The sequence below is a fragment of the Arthrobacter sp. 7Tela_A1 genome, from assembly GCF_049311065.1.
GTDB lineage: Bacteria > Actinomycetota > Actinomycetes > Actinomycetales > Micrococcaceae > Arthrobacter_B.
Map to the genome: position 1 here is coordinate 71,804 of NZ_JAXIOO010000011.1, position 16,394 is coordinate 88,197.

Consider the following 16,394-nt stretch of genomic DNA (forward strand, 5'->3'; position numbering starts at 1 on the left):
TTATCCGGCTGCCGTGGAATTCGCGGATACCTGAACCAGGGGAAGCACAGCTCCCGTTTCCAGGATTTCGGCAATCTGCCCCGCGGCGAGCGGCCTGCTGAAATAGTAGCCCTGGCCGCTTCGGCAGCCCAGGACCAACAGGTCCGCAGCTTGGTCCAGGGTCTCGATCCCTTCGAAGACCGCTTCCATGCCGGCCGCCTGGATCAGGCCGTGGACGGCATCCACAAAGTGCCGCTGGCCCGGATCAGCGCTGATGTCACGGATCAGGCTGCGGTCCACCTTCACGGTGTGGACCGGCAGCCGGCGCAGGTAGCTGATGGAGGAATAGCCGGTCCCGAAGTCGTCAATTTCAATGCCGACGCCGAGGGCGCTGAGTGACCGGAGGGAATACATTTCGACGTCGCCGCCGCTGACGAACGCGCTTTCGGTGATTTCGATGACCAGGCGGCTGGGACTGATTCCGGTTTCGGCAAGCGTCTGCCTGACGTGGTCCACCAGGTCCAGCCGCTGCAGTTCCATCGCCGAGAGGTTGACCCGGACCTTGAAGTCCGGTGCCAAATCCAGCTCCGCTTCCCAGCGGGCCACCTGTTCCAGGGCCGCCCGCAGCACCCACCGGCCCAGATCCAGGATGATCCCGGTCTCCTCGGCGATTGGAATGAAGTCATCCGGCATGACGAGTCCGCGTTGCGGGTGCTGCCATCGGATCAGCGCCTCGACGCCGATCATCCGGCCGGTGGCAAGCTCAACGACGGGCTGGTAGTCCAGGAAGAGCTCATCGCGCCCCACGCCCTGGCGCAGCTCCGCAGCCATGTCACGGCGCAGCTGGCGGGAGTAGAGCATGACCGGCTCGAATGCCTTGCTTTGGCCCCTCCCGGCTTCCTTCGCAGCGTACATAGCGGTGTCCGCCCGGACCATGATGTCTTCGGCGCTCTCCCCTGCCAGCCCGGCATGTGCGCCGATGCTGGCTCGGGGCCAGACGTCGAGCTCCTCGACCCGAATGCATTCCACGAGGGCGTCCTGCACCCGTGCGGCCACGCCCATGGCGGTGGTGAGGCTGGTTTCGGGAAGCAGGACGGCGAACTCGTCGCCGCCCAGCCGCGCCACGGTATCCCCGCGGCGGACCGCCCAGCGGATCCTGCGAGCTACTTCAACGAGCACCTGGTCGCCGGTCTGATGGCCGAAGTTGTCATTGATGTCCTTGAACGCGTCCAGGTCGATCATGAGGACCGAAGGCCGCCTGGCACCGTCCTCGGACGCCAGGAGAGCTGCTTCGATCCCGTGCATCAGCGCAGTGCGGTTCGCCATCCCGGTCAGGGCATCGCTCATGGCCATCCGCTGCATCTGCCGGTGTGCCGCCTGCAGTTCGATGGTCCGCGACTCGACCCGTTCCTCGAACTCCTGGTAAACGGAATTGAGTTCTTCGGCCAGCAGGTTGATCCCGGTAATAACGGCGTCAACGTCGTCCCGGTTGGGCGAGGTGGGGATCCTGGTGCTCAGGTCTCCAGCAGCAATCCGGACTATGCCGTCGACTACTTGCTGCAGTCGTGTATCTGCCGGCTGACCATCCGTCATTTCGTCCGGCTCTCCAGCCACGACAGGGCTTCACTCTTTGAAGAGAAGTACCGGGTGGGGCACGGCGGGAGGTCACCGCCCAGCAGGAAGTTCGCAATGACACGGTCCACCTGTGAGGTGCCGACGACGGCGACGGCGGATGCCTTGCGCGCCGCTCCGAAGACGCTGCGGGCGCTGCGGGTGAGGGATTCAACGCCCGTGATCTCCAGCAGGAGGGGAATGAATCCGGATCCGGCAAGCTCATCGAATTCCTCCGCCGCGCGGGCGGCGATCCCGCCGGTGATGACTTCGCCTGCCGGCAGGATAATGGTGGCAAAACCATCCTCTGAGAAGACTTCGGCGTAGCCCTCTTCGGCAGGCTGGATCCTGCGGGTGCCTCCCCCAGGCACCGGCGCAGCGCTGTTGATGACCGTCATGCGGTCCCTCCAGCCCGGGCTCCGCCGCGCGCGTGGCCCGGATTAGTGCCGTTCCACGGTCCGAGACTCAGAACTTCATGCATTCCCATGTTTCCCCCCAAAAACCAAAGGTACCTCAGTTGTCCGCCGATGAGCGTGGATTACCACTAAATTCGGATCCGTTTTCCGTCCGTTGTCCGTCCGCAAGCGAATCATTGGCTCGCCCTGGCGCCACCAGTAGCTGTTTATGAAAGGCCCGTGCTTGTGAAGCCCTCGCAGCCGCACCGGCCTTATCAAAGAGTGCAGCGCTGGCCGACACTTGCTTGTCTGCCTCCATCAGGTCGCCCTCATCAGCGACTATACGTGCCATGAGAAACCGGGCCTCGGCCTCGCCATGAGGAGCCATCAAATGAGCGTCAGAGAGGACCGGTTCCATTTGTTGCCTGGCACACGAAATGTCACCCGTAAGGTACGTCCAATAAGCCCTGGTCATGGCAACGTCAAGTTGGTCCTGCGGTGTTCCTCCAGCGATGGACAGGGCCATCTCTGCACGTTCTATGCACTGCAGTGTTTCAGGCTCGACCAAGTCGGCCGTCAAACGCATGAAGGCCGATGCCTTATTGAATAGGGCCCAAAGACTCACGTCGCTACCGGGCGAGAGTTTCGAGGCAGCGAGGTCGTGGTAGTGGGTAGCTTCACGGTTTTCACCTTTGAGAAAGGCAACGTTCCCTATCGCCCAGTACGCTTTGCCTACCTTTTCCATTCCTGGTTCTTCACGGACCATTTCGGCAAGGATTTGCGCTTCGCTCCACGCATCATCGAGATTGCCACTCACGCCGAGAGCCGCCACCAGTGCCTGCTGGGCTTCCACCTTGCCGCGTCCACCATGGCCAATGTCTGCAGATTCGACCGCGGCATCTCTCGCCACCGCCAAAGCTTGTGGCAGGTGGCCTATGCCTTGCAGACCCAGAGACAGGAGAGCTTTGGCTTTCCCTCCGAACTCCGGGTCATTTTTCGACAACGGATGCTCTGTTAAGAGCCGCGCAGTTTCCGTGCACCCGTCCATGTCCCCAAGCTCCAGTTGACACTCTCCGTAGAGGAACGTCATACGCCACCACCCAGCTTCGTCACTGCCCGATGACGCAATGTCAGCAGCGGCTTTAGCCAACAACATGGCACCCCGATAGTCCCGACGATCCCATGACTGCCGAGCTTTGTACTCATTTAAGATGAAATCGTCGATCATTCAGGTCTCGGAACTTTCTAGTTATGTTGCTCTAGTCGCAGAGATGCGACTGTTATCAATTTTGCGTCCTGCGGTGCGCGGCGTCCAACGTTACGCTCACTCGAGCGAGCGCTCCAAGCATAGTCCTGCGCAAGATTTCCCCAATTTTTATTAGTTTCCCGTCATGTGTGTCTGCAGGTAGGTATAGTTTGAAAGTCATCAACTGGGCATCACTCTCACTAGGAGAACTTCATGAAGAAACTCGGTGCATCCCTTCTTCTCGCCGCCGCCATTACGGCAGTCGGCGTAGCCGCACCCGCTAACGCAGCCCCTTCCTTCGGCAGCGGCACCGTCGTATCACCTTTGGTTGGAATGTGGCCGAACTAAGCTTCAAAATGAAGGGCCGGGTCGTAATCTTCGGATTATTGCCCGGCTTTTCTTTTTGCACGTGCAATGCCGGGGCCCTCAGCCAGACCCGGACACCGGGTCACACGCCCTCATATGGGAGACTGGAAGCCCAGTTTGGAAAGGACCGCCATGCCCACGAACGCCGCGCCCAACGAGACTCCGCAGACCGCAGACCTCGCCTCATACATCGACCACACCCTGCTCAAGCCTGAGGCGTCCCGCGAAGACATCCTCCGCGTGTGTGAAGAAGCCGCCCAGTACGGTTTCAAATCCGTGTGTGTGAACCCGCTGTGGGTAAGCACCGTCCACACGGCATTGAAGGACAGCGGTGTGGATACCTGCTCAGTCATCGGCTTTCCGCTGGGCGCCTCCACCACGGAGGTCAAGGTTTTCGAAGCCCAGGGCGCGCTCCAGGACGGCGCTGACGAAATCGACATGGTCATCGACATTGCCGCAGCCCGCCGCGGCGACCGGGAGGCACTGGTGCGCGACATCGCCGCCGTCGCCGATGCTGTCCACGAAAAGGACGCCCTCCTGAAGGTCATCATCGAGACTGCGCTGCTGACGGACGAGCAGAAAGTCCTCGCCTGCGAGGCTTCGGTCGAAGCCGGCGCTGACTTCGTGAAGACGTCCACCGGCTTCAACGGAGGTGGGGCGACTGTGGAAGACGTCGCCTTGATGCGCCGGACCGTCGGGCCTGACTTGGGCGTTAAGGCTTCCGGCGGCGTTCGCAGCCGCGAAGATGCCCTCGCCATGATCAACGCCGGAGCCACGCGAATTGGAGCGAGCTCCGGAATCGCTATTGTTAAGGGTGGTAACGGCGGGTCCGGCTACTGATCCGTCCGCCGCTGAAAACTTTTTGAAACGGAGAAACTCCCATGGCAGGAACTAGAGCCAAGCAGCCCACTCACTCGGGCGAAGGACACCTGGTCAAGAACCTCGTTACGTTCGTCGTCTTCTTCGGGCTGTTCCTCGCCTCGATCTACTCGCTGAACTGGCTGACCCTGGACGTTGTATGGCCGATGGTGGTCTGCCTCGTCGTCGGCACGCTCGTCTACCTGATCCCGTTCATGATGGGCCGCTCGGACACCACCACTGAACTGGCTGAAGGCAAGTCGCACAACGAGTAGCCTTTCAGGCTTCTGGTAACGGCAAAGGCACCCGGGATTTCCAGCGTGCCGTTGCCGTTCCCGGACGAAGTCCGGTACTTAGGACCTCCAGCCGTGCGAGTAACATTCGACAGGAAACAAGTAGTAAGTACTCTTAGTACCTGCCGCTCCTGGTTCCTATTGTTGCGCGCATGAGCACAACACTGAGCCGCAGGGAATGGCGCCGGGAACGCAGCCGGCAGCAGCGCTTCACCCGTATCTCCTATTCAGCGATCGGCGCCCTGGTGCTGGCAGCGATGATAGTTTTCGCCGTCGCGGTCACCCAGTAGCGGTGGGGCCCAACAGGCCTCAGACCCGGGAACTCCACGAGTGACGGGGATCCTTCGAATACCAGTCCCACGCCAGAAGTTCCGGCACCATGGTCTCCACCAGGACCGCAGTCAGCCAGCGGTCCTGGCCCGGATAGGTCACCGACATCTTCGCTTCGGGGAAGCTTCCGCCCACTGAGACAATCGCTGCGCCACGGGGGGCCATCCAATCCAGCGCCTGCTGGTCCCACGCGGACCCCGCGAATACCAGGGCACGGTAGTCCAGAGTCTTGGACAAGTAGACATCCACGTGAGACCAGTCGCCTGTCTCACTGCCGAACGCCGGCCGCCGCGGAACCTCGCGCAGCATCAGGGATCCCTGCTCTGCGCTGGACCGCCGCTCAGCGGGAGCGAGCAGGAAGACGCCGTCGGGACCCAGCAACACGTCGGAGGCCTGAGGCAGCCACTCTCCGGAAGAGGCCAGCAGCTCCCGGTTCCCTGCGGCAGCCAGGCGCGCCGTCTCGCCCAGGTTCCCAAACGAAGCGCCAAAACTTTCCAGGAGGGCGGCCATGACCAGGACGGAATGCCGGAAGTTCCGGCAGGAGATTCCCGAGACCTCCTCCCCCACATTCAGCGGCACAACGAAATCCGCCATGGCAGCCAAGCGCGAGTCCGCGTTGTTCGTTACGGCCACCAGCCTGCCGGCGCCCTGGTAACGCTCCGCAGCAGCCAGCACTTCCACACTGGAGCCGGTGGCAGAGACGGCTACCACCAGAAGGTCAGGAGAAGGGGCAGGCAAGAGCACAGTGCTGGCCAGCTCGACCTGGACGTTCAGGCCGTCAGCCCTGGCCTGGCGGGCCACTGTGGCGGCAGCGTACGCACTGGAGCCCATGGCAAGAACCAGCAGACGGTCCGCTTGCGGCAGCTGCGCCAGGCCGGGGTATCCGCTTTCCAGCATCGGTGCGAGTTCTTCGAGATAGTCCGGGACCTTGTTCAGGTCGTCTGCAAAGCGGGCGGTGTCCACGCGGGCTCCTTGTGCTGTGATGTCTGGTCAGGGGTAAATCGGTGAGTGATGGCTCCGTCCGCGGCATACCCCCAACGAGGCAGGAAGCGGTGTGCGTAGATGAGTTCCCGCAATAGCTGTTCAGCGATGAGCCCCGGGAGCATTGCCTCATCCAGAAGGTCCGTAGCGCCGGCTTCCCGAACTGCCCTGCGGTAGGACGCCACCATTTCCCCGGTGGCGGCCCGAGACCAGCCATACAGCCGCTGCAGCGCTTCCGAACCCGATGCCTGGATTCTCTTGGCAGCCACGGACGCAACCATGTCGAAGCTAGCTGCGAGATGCGCGACGTCGCGGGCAGCTGTGTCCGGCAGGTCGCGTTCGGCAGCTGACAGCTGCGGATCGCCGTCGAAATCAAGCAGCCAGTAATTACCGCCGGCGCGCAGGATTTGACCGACGTGCAGGTCACCGTGCAGGTCGAACGCCGGAGCAGCTGTTTCCGGAATTGCTTCCAGGATGTCCTTCAGTCCGGGCGCACGGCGGGCAAGCCGGAGACCCGGGTTCCCCCCGGTCACGGACAGTGCCTGGTCGAGGACGCCCGACGCCCGCTTCCGCACCTGCGCGGCTGCAGGCGGCGCGGCCGCACCGGCTCCCAGCAGCACAGTGTGGACTTCGGCAATAAGCCGTCCCAGCACCGCAGGCCACCCCGGCGCCTCGCCGCCCTGGAACCAGGACACGACGTCATCCACTGCCCAGCTCCAGCCATCCGCGGCATCCGGAACGACGGCGCTGACCAGGGCGAGTGTCCCCTGCCCCCGCGCCGGGTGGTGCCAGTCCAAGGACCCGAAGTATCCCGGGACGGCCTCCACACCCGCTTCCGCGAGACGGGTCAGCAGCCGCGCAGACCGGTTCGCTCCACCCCAGGAACGGACGAGCTTGACGATTTTGTCCCCGCCGACGACGACGGACAGGTTGGTCATGTCCACGCCAACAGCGGATTCGACGGTGGAAGGAGTACCGGCCGGCAACGGAGTCCGCACTATCCGGATCTCCCCCGGTGAGCATGCAAGGCCTTCCGGCGTACCGGACAGAACCGCTGCGACCAGGTCAGCGGCCAGCCCCGCTCCGGCGGCAGCCGGCTCTCCTCCGGGCCCCAGCGGGGTGAGCGCGCCGTCGCATTCCAGGCGGATGCGGCCGTGCGGGGTCCTTATTTCGTCCATAACCCCACCCTCACATTCCTTACACAGAAGTTTCAAGAACCGTTTGTTAAATGCTTGTTACGGCCGAAAATAACCGTTGTATTCCTTGAACTCTAGTGCAAAGATCAGATTCACCAACCAAAGCCCAGGTGACGTGTGCCACTGACGTCCAGAAGGAGTGACCGTGAGTTTCGAGCACATCAAGCGCAGTGCTGTCGCCGTGACAGCAGTCCTGGCACTGTCTGCCTGCGGCGGCGGAAGCGAACCGGCGGGCCTGGATCCCGAGGCAGACATCAGCCAGCAGGAGCTTGTGGTCGGCATCTGGGCCGACTACTACCCCGAGGACCTCGCGGAGACCTTCGAGGCTGAGACCGGCGTGCCGGTGCAAATCGTCCACCACGCCACGAATGAAGAAATCATGGCCAAGCTGACCGCCGGTGGCGACTCCGGAATCGACGTCGCCTTCGTCTCCGGGCAGTACGCCCAGGCCCTCAATGAAGGCGGGATGCTCCAGGAACTGGACCACTCCCTCATTCCCAACATTGAGAACCTCTACCCGGAGGCCATGGAAATGGCGTACGACGACGGCAACACCTTCTCCCTGCCGTATGCGTGGGGAACCACCGGCCTCTGCTACCGCTCGGACCTGCTGCCCGCGGAACCGACGTCCTGGAATGACCTCCTGGAACCGTCCGCCGAAGTGGCCGGGAAGACCACCATGCTCTCCACGGAACGCTGGATGGCCCTGCCGGCACTGAAGGCGCTCGGCTACTCAGTGAACTCCGAAGATCCCGCTGAACTCGAGGCAGTAAAGGAGCAGCTCACCGCCACCAAACCCACCCTGCTCTCCTTCGATGACACCACCTTCTACTCCAAGCTCGTCACGGGCGAAGCCGTGCTGACCGAGGCCTGGGACGGCTGGTGCAACTACGGCATCACCGAGGACCCGAACATCAAGTTCACCGTTCCCGACGAGGGCAGCGATCTCTGGGTGGACACCATGACCGTGCTGAAGTCTTCGCAGAACAAGGAAGCCGCCATGGCGTTCCTGAACTACGTGCTGGAACCGGAGGTTCACTCCTGGGCCGCGGAGAACATCCTCTACAAGGTACCCAACAAGGCGGCCATGGAAGCGCTGGATCCGGAACTGCTGACCACGTACCCGAACCTGGCCATGACCCCTGCCGAGCTGGCGGAGCAGGAAGTCATTGTTGACCTGGGTGATTACAGCACCGAGTACACCCGCCTCGCCACGGAAATCTCCGCGAAGTAGCTTCCCGTGCCTGCTTTCCGCTCCGCAGCCTCCGGCGCCGCCTGGCGCCGGAGGCTGGCCGGACTCCCCCTCCTGGGGCCCGGCGTTCTCGTCCTGTTTGTGCTGGCCGTCCTGCCGGTGGCACTGGTCACCGTCTATGCCTTCTTTGAGCGCGGCCGGTTTGGCGGCGTCGAGTACAACTTCACGCTGGATAACTTCGTCCGGCTGGCCGACCCGCTGTACCTGGGCGTGGTGCTCAAATCCATCCTCATCGCAGGTGCTGCCACCGCCATCGCCCTGCTCATCGGCTACCCCGCCGCCCTCTTCATCGCCCGGCTGCCCAAACGCTGGCGAACCCTGGCACTGATCGCCGTCCTGCTGCCGTTCTGGACCAATTTCCTGATCCGCACCTACGCGTGGATCCTGCTGCTGAACAATGCCGGCTGGATCAACCAGGGCCTGCAGTGGCTGGGCATTACCAGCGAGCCGGTGGCCATGCTCTACACCGAGCCGGCCGTCGTCGTCGGCCTGGTGTACATGTACCTGCCGCTGATGATCCTGCCCCTGTACGCCTCGCTGTCCTCGCAGGACCCGCAGCTGAGTGAAGCCGCCATCAACCTGGGGTCCTCCCCGTTCCGGGTCTTCCGCACCATCACGCTGCCGCTTTCCGCGCCCGGGGCACTGACAGGCTGCATCTTCGTGTTTGTGCCGGCCATGGGCAACTTCATCATTCCGGAGCTGATCGGCGGCGGTAAGACCGTGCTGATCGGCAACCTCATCCGCGACCAGTTCCTCAAGGCCCGCGACTGGCCCTTCGGTGCGGCACTGGCGCTGGTGATGACTGCGTTCCTGGTGCTGCTGCTGGTGCTCCAGCAGCGCGCATCCCGCGCCGTCAGTGAAGGCAAGACCCCTCGGAAGGCGGACGCATGAGCACCACCGCAGCCACATCCGGCACCGCAGGAACCCAGGCAACGCCCGGAGCACGCCGCCGCGGCGCCCGGCCCGGGCGCCGCTGGCACCTGCGGCTGCCGTTCTGGGGCGCCATCGCGTTCCTGTACCTGCCGATCCTCGTGGTCACGGCCATGTCCTTCAACGCCTCCTCCAATCTGTTTTCCTGGTCCGGGTTCTCGTTGAAGTGGTACGCGGAGGTCTTCCGCTCCCCGGAGATCCTCGCGTCCCTGGGCAACACGCTGGTGGTGGCCGCCGCTGCGGCAGTCCTGGCCACGGTGCTGGGCACCCTGACCGCCGTCGGAATCCACCGCTACACGAAGGGCGGGCTGATCCGGGCGATCGCCATTGCGCCGGCCATGCTGCCGGACCTGCTCCTGGCGATCGGGCTGCTGAGCCTGTTCACGCTGTTGAACTTCACCCTGGGCCTGCTCTCGGTGATTCTGGCGCACACCGTGTTCGCCATGGCGTTTGTCACCGCGATCGTCCTGGCCCGGCTGGCCCAGGTGGATCCCAGCCTGGAGGAGGCCTCCCGCGACCTGGGCGCCTCCCCGGCGCGGACGCTGCTGCGGGTCACCGTTCCGCAGCTGGGCCCGGCGATCATTTCCGGCGGGCTGCTGGCCTTCACGCTGTCCCTGGACGAATTCGTGATCGCTTTCTTCACTACCAGCCCCACCGTCTCCACCCTGCCCATCAACATCTACTCGATGGTGCGCTTCGGCGTCTCCCCCGAGATCAATGCCCTTGCCACCATGCTGCTGGGCCTGACCGTCCTGGCGGTCCTCGGCACACAGCGACTGACCAAGATTGCGGACTCACTATGACCACCGGACCTGCTCCCGTTCCCGGACCGCAGCCGCTGCTGGCGCTGCGCGGACTCAGCCACAGCTACGGCTCCGTCCAGGCCCTCCACGGAATCGACCTGGACATTGCCGACAACGAGTTCTTTTCCCTGCTGGGACCTTCCGGCTGCGGCAAGAGCACCCTGCTGCGTTCCATCGCCGGCTTCGAGACCCCTGCTGAAGGAGAGATCCTTCTCGACGGCGGTCCGCTCACCCGGCTTCCGGCCCACCGCCGCCCGGTGAACATGATGTTCCAGTCCTATGCCCTCTTTCCCCACCTGAGTGTGGAGAGGAATGTGGCTTACGGACTGGAGGCGGAGGGCATGGGCAAGGCGGAGGTACGCCGCCGGGTCGGTGAGGTACTGGAGACCATCGGACTGACCAAATTCGCCAAACGCCGGCCCAGCCAGCTCTCGGGCGGCCAGCGCCAGCGGGTTGCCCTGGCCCGGGCAATCGTCAAGCGTCCGCGCCTGCTGTTGCTCGATGAGCCGCTTTCGGCCCTGGACCGCAAGGTCAGGGCGGAAATGCAGCTGGAGCTCAAGCGCCTGCAGCATGAGGCAGGCATGACGTTCGTGGTGGTCACGCATGACCAGGAAGAAGCCATGTCCATGGCGGACCGAGTGGCAGTGCTCAACGGCGGCCGGCTGGAGCAGGTCGACACCCCTGTCGGCCTCTATTCGGCACCGGCGTCCCGCTTCGTCGCTGACTTCATCGGTTCCGCCAACCTGCTCGACGGCACGGCAGTGGCCGGGGGCATCCTGCTGGAATCCGGGTTGGTCCTTGCTGTGGACCACGGGCTTTCTGCGGGAAGCGCCGCGACGGCGGTCATCCGCCCGGAGGATGTTGTCCTGACCGCCCCCGGGGCCGGCATCCTGGACGGGACGGTGCTGGACACCTACTTCCTCGGCGGCACCTCCACCGTGGCGGTTCGGGTCTCGGGTGTTCCCGCCCCGTTCATATGTACCCTGCGCTCCGTCCACGTGCCGATGCGCGGTTCGGAGATCGGCCTCATTGTCGACGCTGCCCGCACGGTTGCCGTGGCAGATGACCGCGGCGCCGCCTCGCTGGAGGCAGTTGCTCAGGAAACCGTCAGCTCATGAGCGGTGGCAATGCGCGCATAGTCGGCAATCAGGCCTGCAGCCGCTTCGGCATCAATGCTGGGGTGGCGGGCAATGATCCGGTAACCGTAGGCGTCTTCCAGGGCCACCAGGTTGCGGGCCACGGCCAGCGGGTCCTGGGCCAGGGTGAAGACGCCGCGGGCGGCACCCTGCTCGAGGACCACCAGGTACATGCCGACCTGCCGCTCGTACAGCGAGGTCAGCAGGGTTGCGGTGACCGGATGGTTGCCCGCAGATCCGCCGAGGGCACAGAGCATGGCGACCTGCGCGTCGTCCGGCCCCGAGGGCAGGCCGGAGCGGATCAGGGCCAGCAGCCTGGCCGCCGGGTCATCGGGCAGCGAAGCGAGCATCTGCACCCGCTGTTCGTAGAAGCGTTCCATCGCCTCCCGGTTGGCCTCGAGCATCAGGTCGTCAAGGTTCGGGTAGTAGTACAGCACCGCCCCGCTGGTCAGCCCGGCTTCCTCCGCGACGCGGTTCAGCCGCGCACCGTCAGGGCCGTGCTTGGCCACCGCCCGCTGCGCGGCCGCCACGATTTCGCTGCGGCGTGCGGTCTGGTTCTTCGGGCGTGCCATGTGAAACCTTCCTCGATTGCTGATTTACCACAATAGGGCACATTCGGCGAAACACGAACTTCCACAAAAGTAATTTCAATCACTCACTGTTTCCAGGAGGCACCCGTTGACAAATTCACGGACTTTTCTTTTCATGCCGGAAAGCGCTTACGGCCCTACGAATAATTGCATTGGTATTGGCAATGAGCTCCTCAAGCGCGGCCACCGTGTTGTCTTCGCGGCTGAGTCGTCTTGGCGGGGCAAGCTTGCCGCGCTGGGGTTTGAGGAGGCCCTGGTGGACTTCGCTCCTCCGGCGGACGAGTCGGAGGACGCCGGGGCGGGAGATTTCTGGAAGGAATACATCAAAGCCATCTCCCCGGAATTCAGGAAATCCACGCTGGAGCAGGCCGAAACTGTTATCCGCCCCATCTGGGAAGGCGCAATTGACGGCGCCAAGTACTGCGAGCCTGAATTGCGCCGCATTATTGCGGAAGTAAATCCCGATGTCATCATCGAAGACAACGTGGTTGCCTTTCCCGCGCTGGTGACCGCGGGGAAGCCATTCGTCCGGATGGTCTCCTGCAACCCGCTGGAAATAACCGGCCCAGGGATTGCTCCTGCTTATTCCGGGCTGGGCCTGGACGACGAAAGCGCGTGGGAGGAATACCGCGCCGAGTACGAGCGCACCCACAAGGACCTCTGGGAAGACTTCAATGCCTGGGTCCAGGAGCAGGGTGCACCCGCACTGCCCCGGCTCGAGTTCATCCACTCCGGCGTCCACAACATCTACGTTTACCCCGAGGAGCTGGACTACACCGGCAGCCGCCCCCTCGGCGAAGACTGGACCCGGGTGGACTCCGCCGTGCGGGAAACCGAGTCCTCCGTCGAGCTTCCGGAGCACTTCCTGGACGGCACCAAGCCGCTGGTCTACTTCAGCCTGGGCTCCCTGGGCGGCGCCGACGTTGAACTCATGCAGCGCACCGTGGACATCCTGGCCACCGCCGGGGAATACAACTTCATTGTCTCCAAGGGTCCGCTGCATGAGGAGATCACCCTCGCGGAGAACATGTGGGGCGCGGAGTTCCTGCCGCAGACCCGCATCATCCCCCTGGTGGACCTGGTGATCACCCACGGCGGCAACAACACCACCACCGAGGCCCTGCACTTCGGCAACCCGATGATTCTGCTGCCGCTGTTCTGGGACCAGTACGACAACGCCCAGCGCGTCCATGAATCCGGCTACGGCCGCCGGCTGGACACTTACACCTGCACGCCGGAGGAACTGCTGGGCTCCATCGCCGAGCTGCTGGGCGACACTGAGCTGCTGGCCCGCTGCCGTGCAGCCGGGGAAAGGATCCGCGCCGTCGACGGCCTGTCAGCCGCGGCAACCGCCCTGGAAAACGTCGCCGCTTTCCACTGACCGCAATCCATCACCACATCACCACCAATGCAAGGAACCACCATGGCCTCCGGAACTTTCATCTCCAACGACTACCGCGCCTCCGCCGGCGAAGAGCAGGAACTCATTAATCCAGCCACCGGCGAAGTCTCCGGCACCCTCACCGCATCCACCGTGGACGACGTCGACTCCGCCGTCGCTGCCGCCCGCGGCGCCGCGGCGGGCTGGGCTGCCCAGACCCCGGGCCAGCGTGCCCGCGTACTGCTGAAGCTCGCCGACGCGCTCGAAGCCGACGGTGAAGCGCTCACCGAACTGGAAGTCACCGAGGGCGGCAAACCCTGGACCACCGTGCTGGACGGGGAAATCCCCTTCGGCGCGGACAACCTGCGGTTCTTCGCCGGAGCGGCCCGGTCCGTGGACGGCACCGGCGCCGGAGTGTTTTCCGACGGTTTCACCTCCATGATGGTCCGCCGGCCCGTGGGCGTGGTTGCCGGCATTACGCCGTGGAACTTCCCGCTGATCATGGCCCTGTGGAAGGCCGGCCCCGCGCTGGCCGCCGGCAACACTGTCATCCTCAAGCCTGCCCCGCTGACTCCCGGCTCCACGCTCCGGCTCGCTGAGCTGGCTGCCTCCGCCGGGCTGCCTGCCGGTGTGCTGAACGTGGTGACCGGCGGCGGGGACATCGGCTCTGCCCTGGCCGGACACCGCGGTGTGGACATGGTCTCGGTAACCGGGTCCACGGCCACCGGACGGGCGGTCATGCAGGGAGCGGTCAAGGACGTCAAGCGGGTGCACCTGGAGCTGGGCGGCAAGGCCCCGGCCCTGGTCTTCGCCGACGCCGACGTGGCCCAGATGGCCCGCGCCGTCGCCCTCGGTGCCACCTACAACACCGGCCAGGACTGCACCGCAGCCACCCGCGTGTATATCCACCGGAGCATTTTTGACGACGCCATTGCGGCCCTTCGCGCGGAGCTCAAAGGCATCAACATCGGCGACCCCCACGATCCCGCCACCCACATCGGCCCGCTGATCTCGGCAGCACACCGGGAGAAGGTGGCCGGGTTCGTCAGCCGGGCGGTCGACGCCGGCGCCCAGGCGTTGGAGGGCGGCTCCCCGCTGGCGGGCCCGGGCTTCTACTTCCCGCCCACCCTCGTGGTGGGTGCAGCACAGTCCTCGGAACTGGTGCAGGGAGAGATCTTCGGTCCGGTCCTGGTGGCCCTGCCCTTCGACACCGAGGAGGACGCCGTCGCGCTGGCCAATGACAGCGCCTACGGCCTGGCTTCCTCGGTTTGGACCGCCGACGTCGGACGTGCCATCCGTGTCAGCCACCAGCTGGAAGTGGGCGTCACCTGGATCAACGACCACCTGCCGCTGGCCTCGGAGGCACCACACGGCGGTGTGAAGGGATCCGGCTTCGGCAAGGACATGAGCATTGAACCGCTGCTGGACTACTCCGTGACCCGCCACCTGATGATCCGCCATGCCGTACCGCCGGAAACCACGGGCTACCGCCCGGCCTGATCCGGCCTCTGCATACACCTGCGAACCACCACCGATCGAAAGCAGATATCGTGCCCCGCACCACCCCGACCACCTACGAGCTGGCCGAGCAGCGCATCCCGGCCGCAACCGTCACTGCAGCCCTTGCCGGAGCAACGCCCGAACCCTATTGGCTGGACCGCCCCGAACGGCCGGCTCCCCTGCCGCCGCTGGATTCCCGGATTTCCGCTGACCTTGTTGTGGTCGGCGGCGGATACACCGGGCTCTGGACGGCGCTCCTGTCCAAGGAGCGAAATCCCTCGGCCTCCGTCGTGCTGCTGGAGGGGAGAGAAGTGGGCTGGGCAGCGTCGGGCCGCAACGGCGGTTTTGTCTCGGCCAGCCTGACCCACGGCTACAGCAACGGCGTCAAGCACCTGCCCAAGGAGGTGGACCTGCTCAAGGACATGGGAGACGAGAACCTGGCCGAGTTCGCCGAGACGATCCAGCGTTACGGGATCGACTGTGACTTCGAATGGAACGGCACCCTGGCGCTGGCCACTGATCCGCACCAGGTGGACTGGCTGCGCGAGGAAGCCGGACATGACGGCGTCGAATTCTTTGACCGGGACCAGGTCCAGGCCGAGGTGAATTCCCCGCTGTACCTGGCCGGCGCGTGGAACAAGAAAGGCAGTGCGCTGGTGGATCCGGCGCGATTGGCGTGGGGCCTGAAGCGTGCCTGCCAGGAACTGGGTGTGCAGATTTTCGAGCACTCCCCCGTGCGGTCGCTGGCTAAGTCGGGGCACGGCGTTGAGGTGGAGACCGACGGCGGCACGGTGTCCGCGGCGAAGGTCGCCCTGGCCACGAACGTTTTTCCGTCGCTGCTGCGCCGGGCACGCCTGCATACGGTACCGGTCTATGATTACGCGCTGATGACCGAGCCGTTGACCGAGGAACAGCTTGAATCCATCGGCTGGTCCCGGCGCCAGGGGCTCGATGACGTCTCCAACCGGTTCCATTACTACCGCCTCACGGAGGACAACCGGATCCTCTTTGGCGGTTATGACGCGCCGTACCACTACGGGCGCAGCATGAAGCCCGAGTATGACCAGAGCGAGGAGTCCTTCCGCCGCCTGGCCGCGCATTTCCTCGCCACCTTCCCACAGCTGGAAGGCATCTCCTTCACGCATAAATGGGGCGGAGCGATCGACACCTGCAGCCGGTTCTTCTCGTTCTTTATGAAGGCCTACGGCGGACGGGTGGCTTATGCTGCCGGGTTCACCGGCCTGGGAGTTGGCGCGAGCCGGTTTGCTGCCAATGTGCTGCTGGACCTGCTTTCCGGTGTCCAAACGCGGCGCACGTCCCTGGAACTGGTCCGCAAGCTTCCGTTGCCGTTCCCCCCGGAGCCGATTGCCTGGCTGGGCGTGAAGATCACGACCGCCGCGATGGTCCGTTCCGACCGCCGGCAGGGCAAACGGGGCCCGTGGCTGAAGCTCATGGATGCCGTGGGAATGGGGTTTGATTCCTGACCGGTTCCCCTAAGCTGCGTTGCCCCCGACGGCCACAACCCCCCCCCCACGCGGGCCCCCAAT

The 16,394-nt window shown here is 64.4% G+C and carries 17 protein-coding genes; 11 read left to right on the forward strand and 6 right to left on the reverse strand.

All coding sequences use genetic code 11. The features are described from left to right. The 3 genes from TVB01_RS06995 to TVB01_RS07005 form a co-directional block, all read right to left on the reverse strand. Nucleotides 1-1,572 carry a putative bifunctional diguanylate cyclase/phosphodiesterase gene (locus TVB01_RS06995; protein ID WP_422455191.1) on the reverse strand — a complete coding sequence of 524 codons (1,572 nt, stop codon included), beginning with the start codon at nucleotides 1,570-1,572 and terminating at the stop codon, nucleotides 1-3. Then, nucleotides 1,569-1,988: an STAS/SEC14 domain-containing protein gene (locus TVB01_RS07000; protein ID WP_422455192.1), complete on the reverse strand. Its 420-nt coding sequence runs from the start codon at nucleotides 1,986-1,988 to the stop codon at nucleotides 1,569-1,571. The genes TVB01_RS06995 and TVB01_RS07000 overlap by 4 nt, the downstream gene beginning before the upstream one ends. A gap of 115 nt (nucleotides 1,989-2,103) precedes the next feature. Next, a complete protein-coding gene (locus tag TVB01_RS07005) occupies nucleotides 2,104-3,213 on the reverse strand; it encodes a hypothetical protein (RefSeq protein WP_422455193.1) in 1,110 nt (369 codons plus the stop codon). A 231-nt stretch (nucleotides 3,214-3,444) separates the two neighbouring features. On the opposite strand from TVB01_RS07005, the gene TVB01_RS07010 reads away from it, so the two are divergent. From TVB01_RS07010 to TVB01_RS07025, 4 genes are all read left to right on the forward strand, one after another. Continuing rightward, a complete protein-coding gene (locus TVB01_RS07010; protein ID WP_422455194.1) occupies nucleotides 3,445-3,579 on the forward strand; it encodes a hypothetical protein in 135 nt (44 codons plus the stop codon). A gap of 150 nt (nucleotides 3,580-3,729) precedes the next feature. Continuing rightward, nucleotides 3,730-4,437, forward strand: coding sequence for a deoxyribose-phosphate aldolase (gene deoC, locus TVB01_RS07015; RefSeq protein ID WP_422455195.1), 708 nt, complete (start codon nucleotides 3,730-3,732; stop codon nucleotides 4,435-4,437). Between the two features lie 41 nt (nucleotides 4,438-4,478). Further along, nucleotides 4,479-4,730, forward strand: a complete 252-nt coding sequence (locus TVB01_RS07020; protein WP_422455196.1) for a hypothetical protein — start codon at nucleotides 4,479-4,481, stop codon at nucleotides 4,728-4,730. Nucleotides 4,731-4,900: 170 nt separating this feature from the next. After that, on the forward strand, nucleotides 4,901-5,038 hold the full coding sequence (locus TVB01_RS07025; RefSeq protein WP_227894985.1) for a hypothetical protein: 138 nt from the start codon (nucleotides 4,901-4,903) through the stop codon (nucleotides 5,036-5,038). Nucleotides 5,039-5,057: 19 nt separating this feature from the next. On the opposite strand, the gene TVB01_RS07030 is transcribed toward TVB01_RS07025, so the two are convergent. Continuing rightward, on the reverse strand, nucleotides 5,058-6,041 hold the full coding sequence (locus tag TVB01_RS07030; protein ID WP_422455197.1) for an SIS domain-containing protein: 984 nt from the start codon (nucleotides 6,039-6,041) through the stop codon (nucleotides 5,058-5,060). Beyond that, nucleotides 6,011-7,237, reverse strand: a complete 1,227-nt coding sequence (locus tag TVB01_RS07035) for a hypothetical protein (RefSeq protein ID WP_422455198.1) — start codon at nucleotides 7,235-7,237, stop codon at nucleotides 6,011-6,013. The genes TVB01_RS07030 and TVB01_RS07035 overlap by 31 nt, the downstream gene beginning before the upstream one ends. A 163-nt stretch (nucleotides 7,238-7,400) precedes the next feature. Between TVB01_RS07035 and TVB01_RS07040 the strand changes: the two genes are divergently transcribed. From TVB01_RS07040 to TVB01_RS07055, 4 genes are read left to right on the forward strand one after another with little or no spacing between them, the layout of a single operon-like run. Continuing rightward, nucleotides 7,401-8,489: a polyamine ABC transporter substrate-binding protein gene (locus TVB01_RS07040; protein WP_422455199.1), complete on the forward strand. Its 1,089-nt coding sequence runs from the start codon at nucleotides 7,401-7,403 to the stop codon at nucleotides 8,487-8,489. Between the two features lie 6 nt (nucleotides 8,490-8,495). Next, the gene (locus TVB01_RS07045; RefSeq protein ID WP_422455200.1) at nucleotides 8,496-9,398 is read left to right on the forward strand and encodes an ABC transporter permease; all 903 of its coding nucleotides are present in this window, start codon (nucleotides 8,496-8,498) and stop codon (nucleotides 9,396-9,398) included. Next, complete coding sequence (locus TVB01_RS07050) at nucleotides 9,395-10,240, forward strand: ABC transporter permease (RefSeq protein WP_422455201.1); 846 nt, start codon at nucleotides 9,395-9,397, stop codon at nucleotides 10,238-10,240. The genes TVB01_RS07045 and TVB01_RS07050 overlap by 4 nt, the downstream gene beginning before the upstream one ends. After that, entirely contained in the window at nucleotides 10,237-11,358 is a 1,122-nt protein-coding gene (locus tag TVB01_RS07055) for an ABC transporter ATP-binding protein (RefSeq protein ID WP_422455202.1), read from the forward strand. Before TVB01_RS07050 ends, TVB01_RS07055 begins: the two co-directional genes overlap by 4 nt. On the opposite strand, the gene TVB01_RS07060 is transcribed toward TVB01_RS07055, so the two are convergent. Further along, nucleotides 11,337-11,948, reverse strand: coding sequence for a TetR/AcrR family transcriptional regulator (locus TVB01_RS07060; protein WP_422455203.1), 612 nt, complete (start codon nucleotides 11,946-11,948; stop codon nucleotides 11,337-11,339). The two genes, TVB01_RS07055 and TVB01_RS07060, sit on opposite strands and share 22 nt — an antisense overlap. Nucleotides 11,949-12,081: 133 nt before the next feature. Between TVB01_RS07060 and TVB01_RS07065 the strand changes: the two genes are divergently transcribed. From TVB01_RS07065 to TVB01_RS07075, 3 genes are read left to right on the forward strand one after another with little or no spacing between them, the layout of a single operon-like run. After that, nucleotides 12,082-13,347, forward strand: coding sequence for a nucleotide disphospho-sugar-binding domain-containing protein (locus tag TVB01_RS07065; RefSeq protein WP_422455204.1), 1,266 nt, complete (start codon nucleotides 12,082-12,084; stop codon nucleotides 13,345-13,347). 42 nt (nucleotides 13,348-13,389) lie between these two features. Beyond that, nucleotides 13,390-14,847: an aminobutyraldehyde dehydrogenase gene (locus TVB01_RS07070; protein WP_422455205.1), complete on the forward strand. Its 1,458-nt coding sequence runs from the start codon at nucleotides 13,390-13,392 to the stop codon at nucleotides 14,845-14,847. 50 nt (nucleotides 14,848-14,897) lie between these two features. After that, a complete protein-coding gene (locus TVB01_RS07075; RefSeq protein WP_422455206.1) occupies nucleotides 14,898-16,331 on the forward strand; it encodes an NAD(P)/FAD-dependent oxidoreductase in 1,434 nt (477 codons plus the stop codon). Nucleotides 16,332-16,394 lie beyond the last annotated feature (63 nt).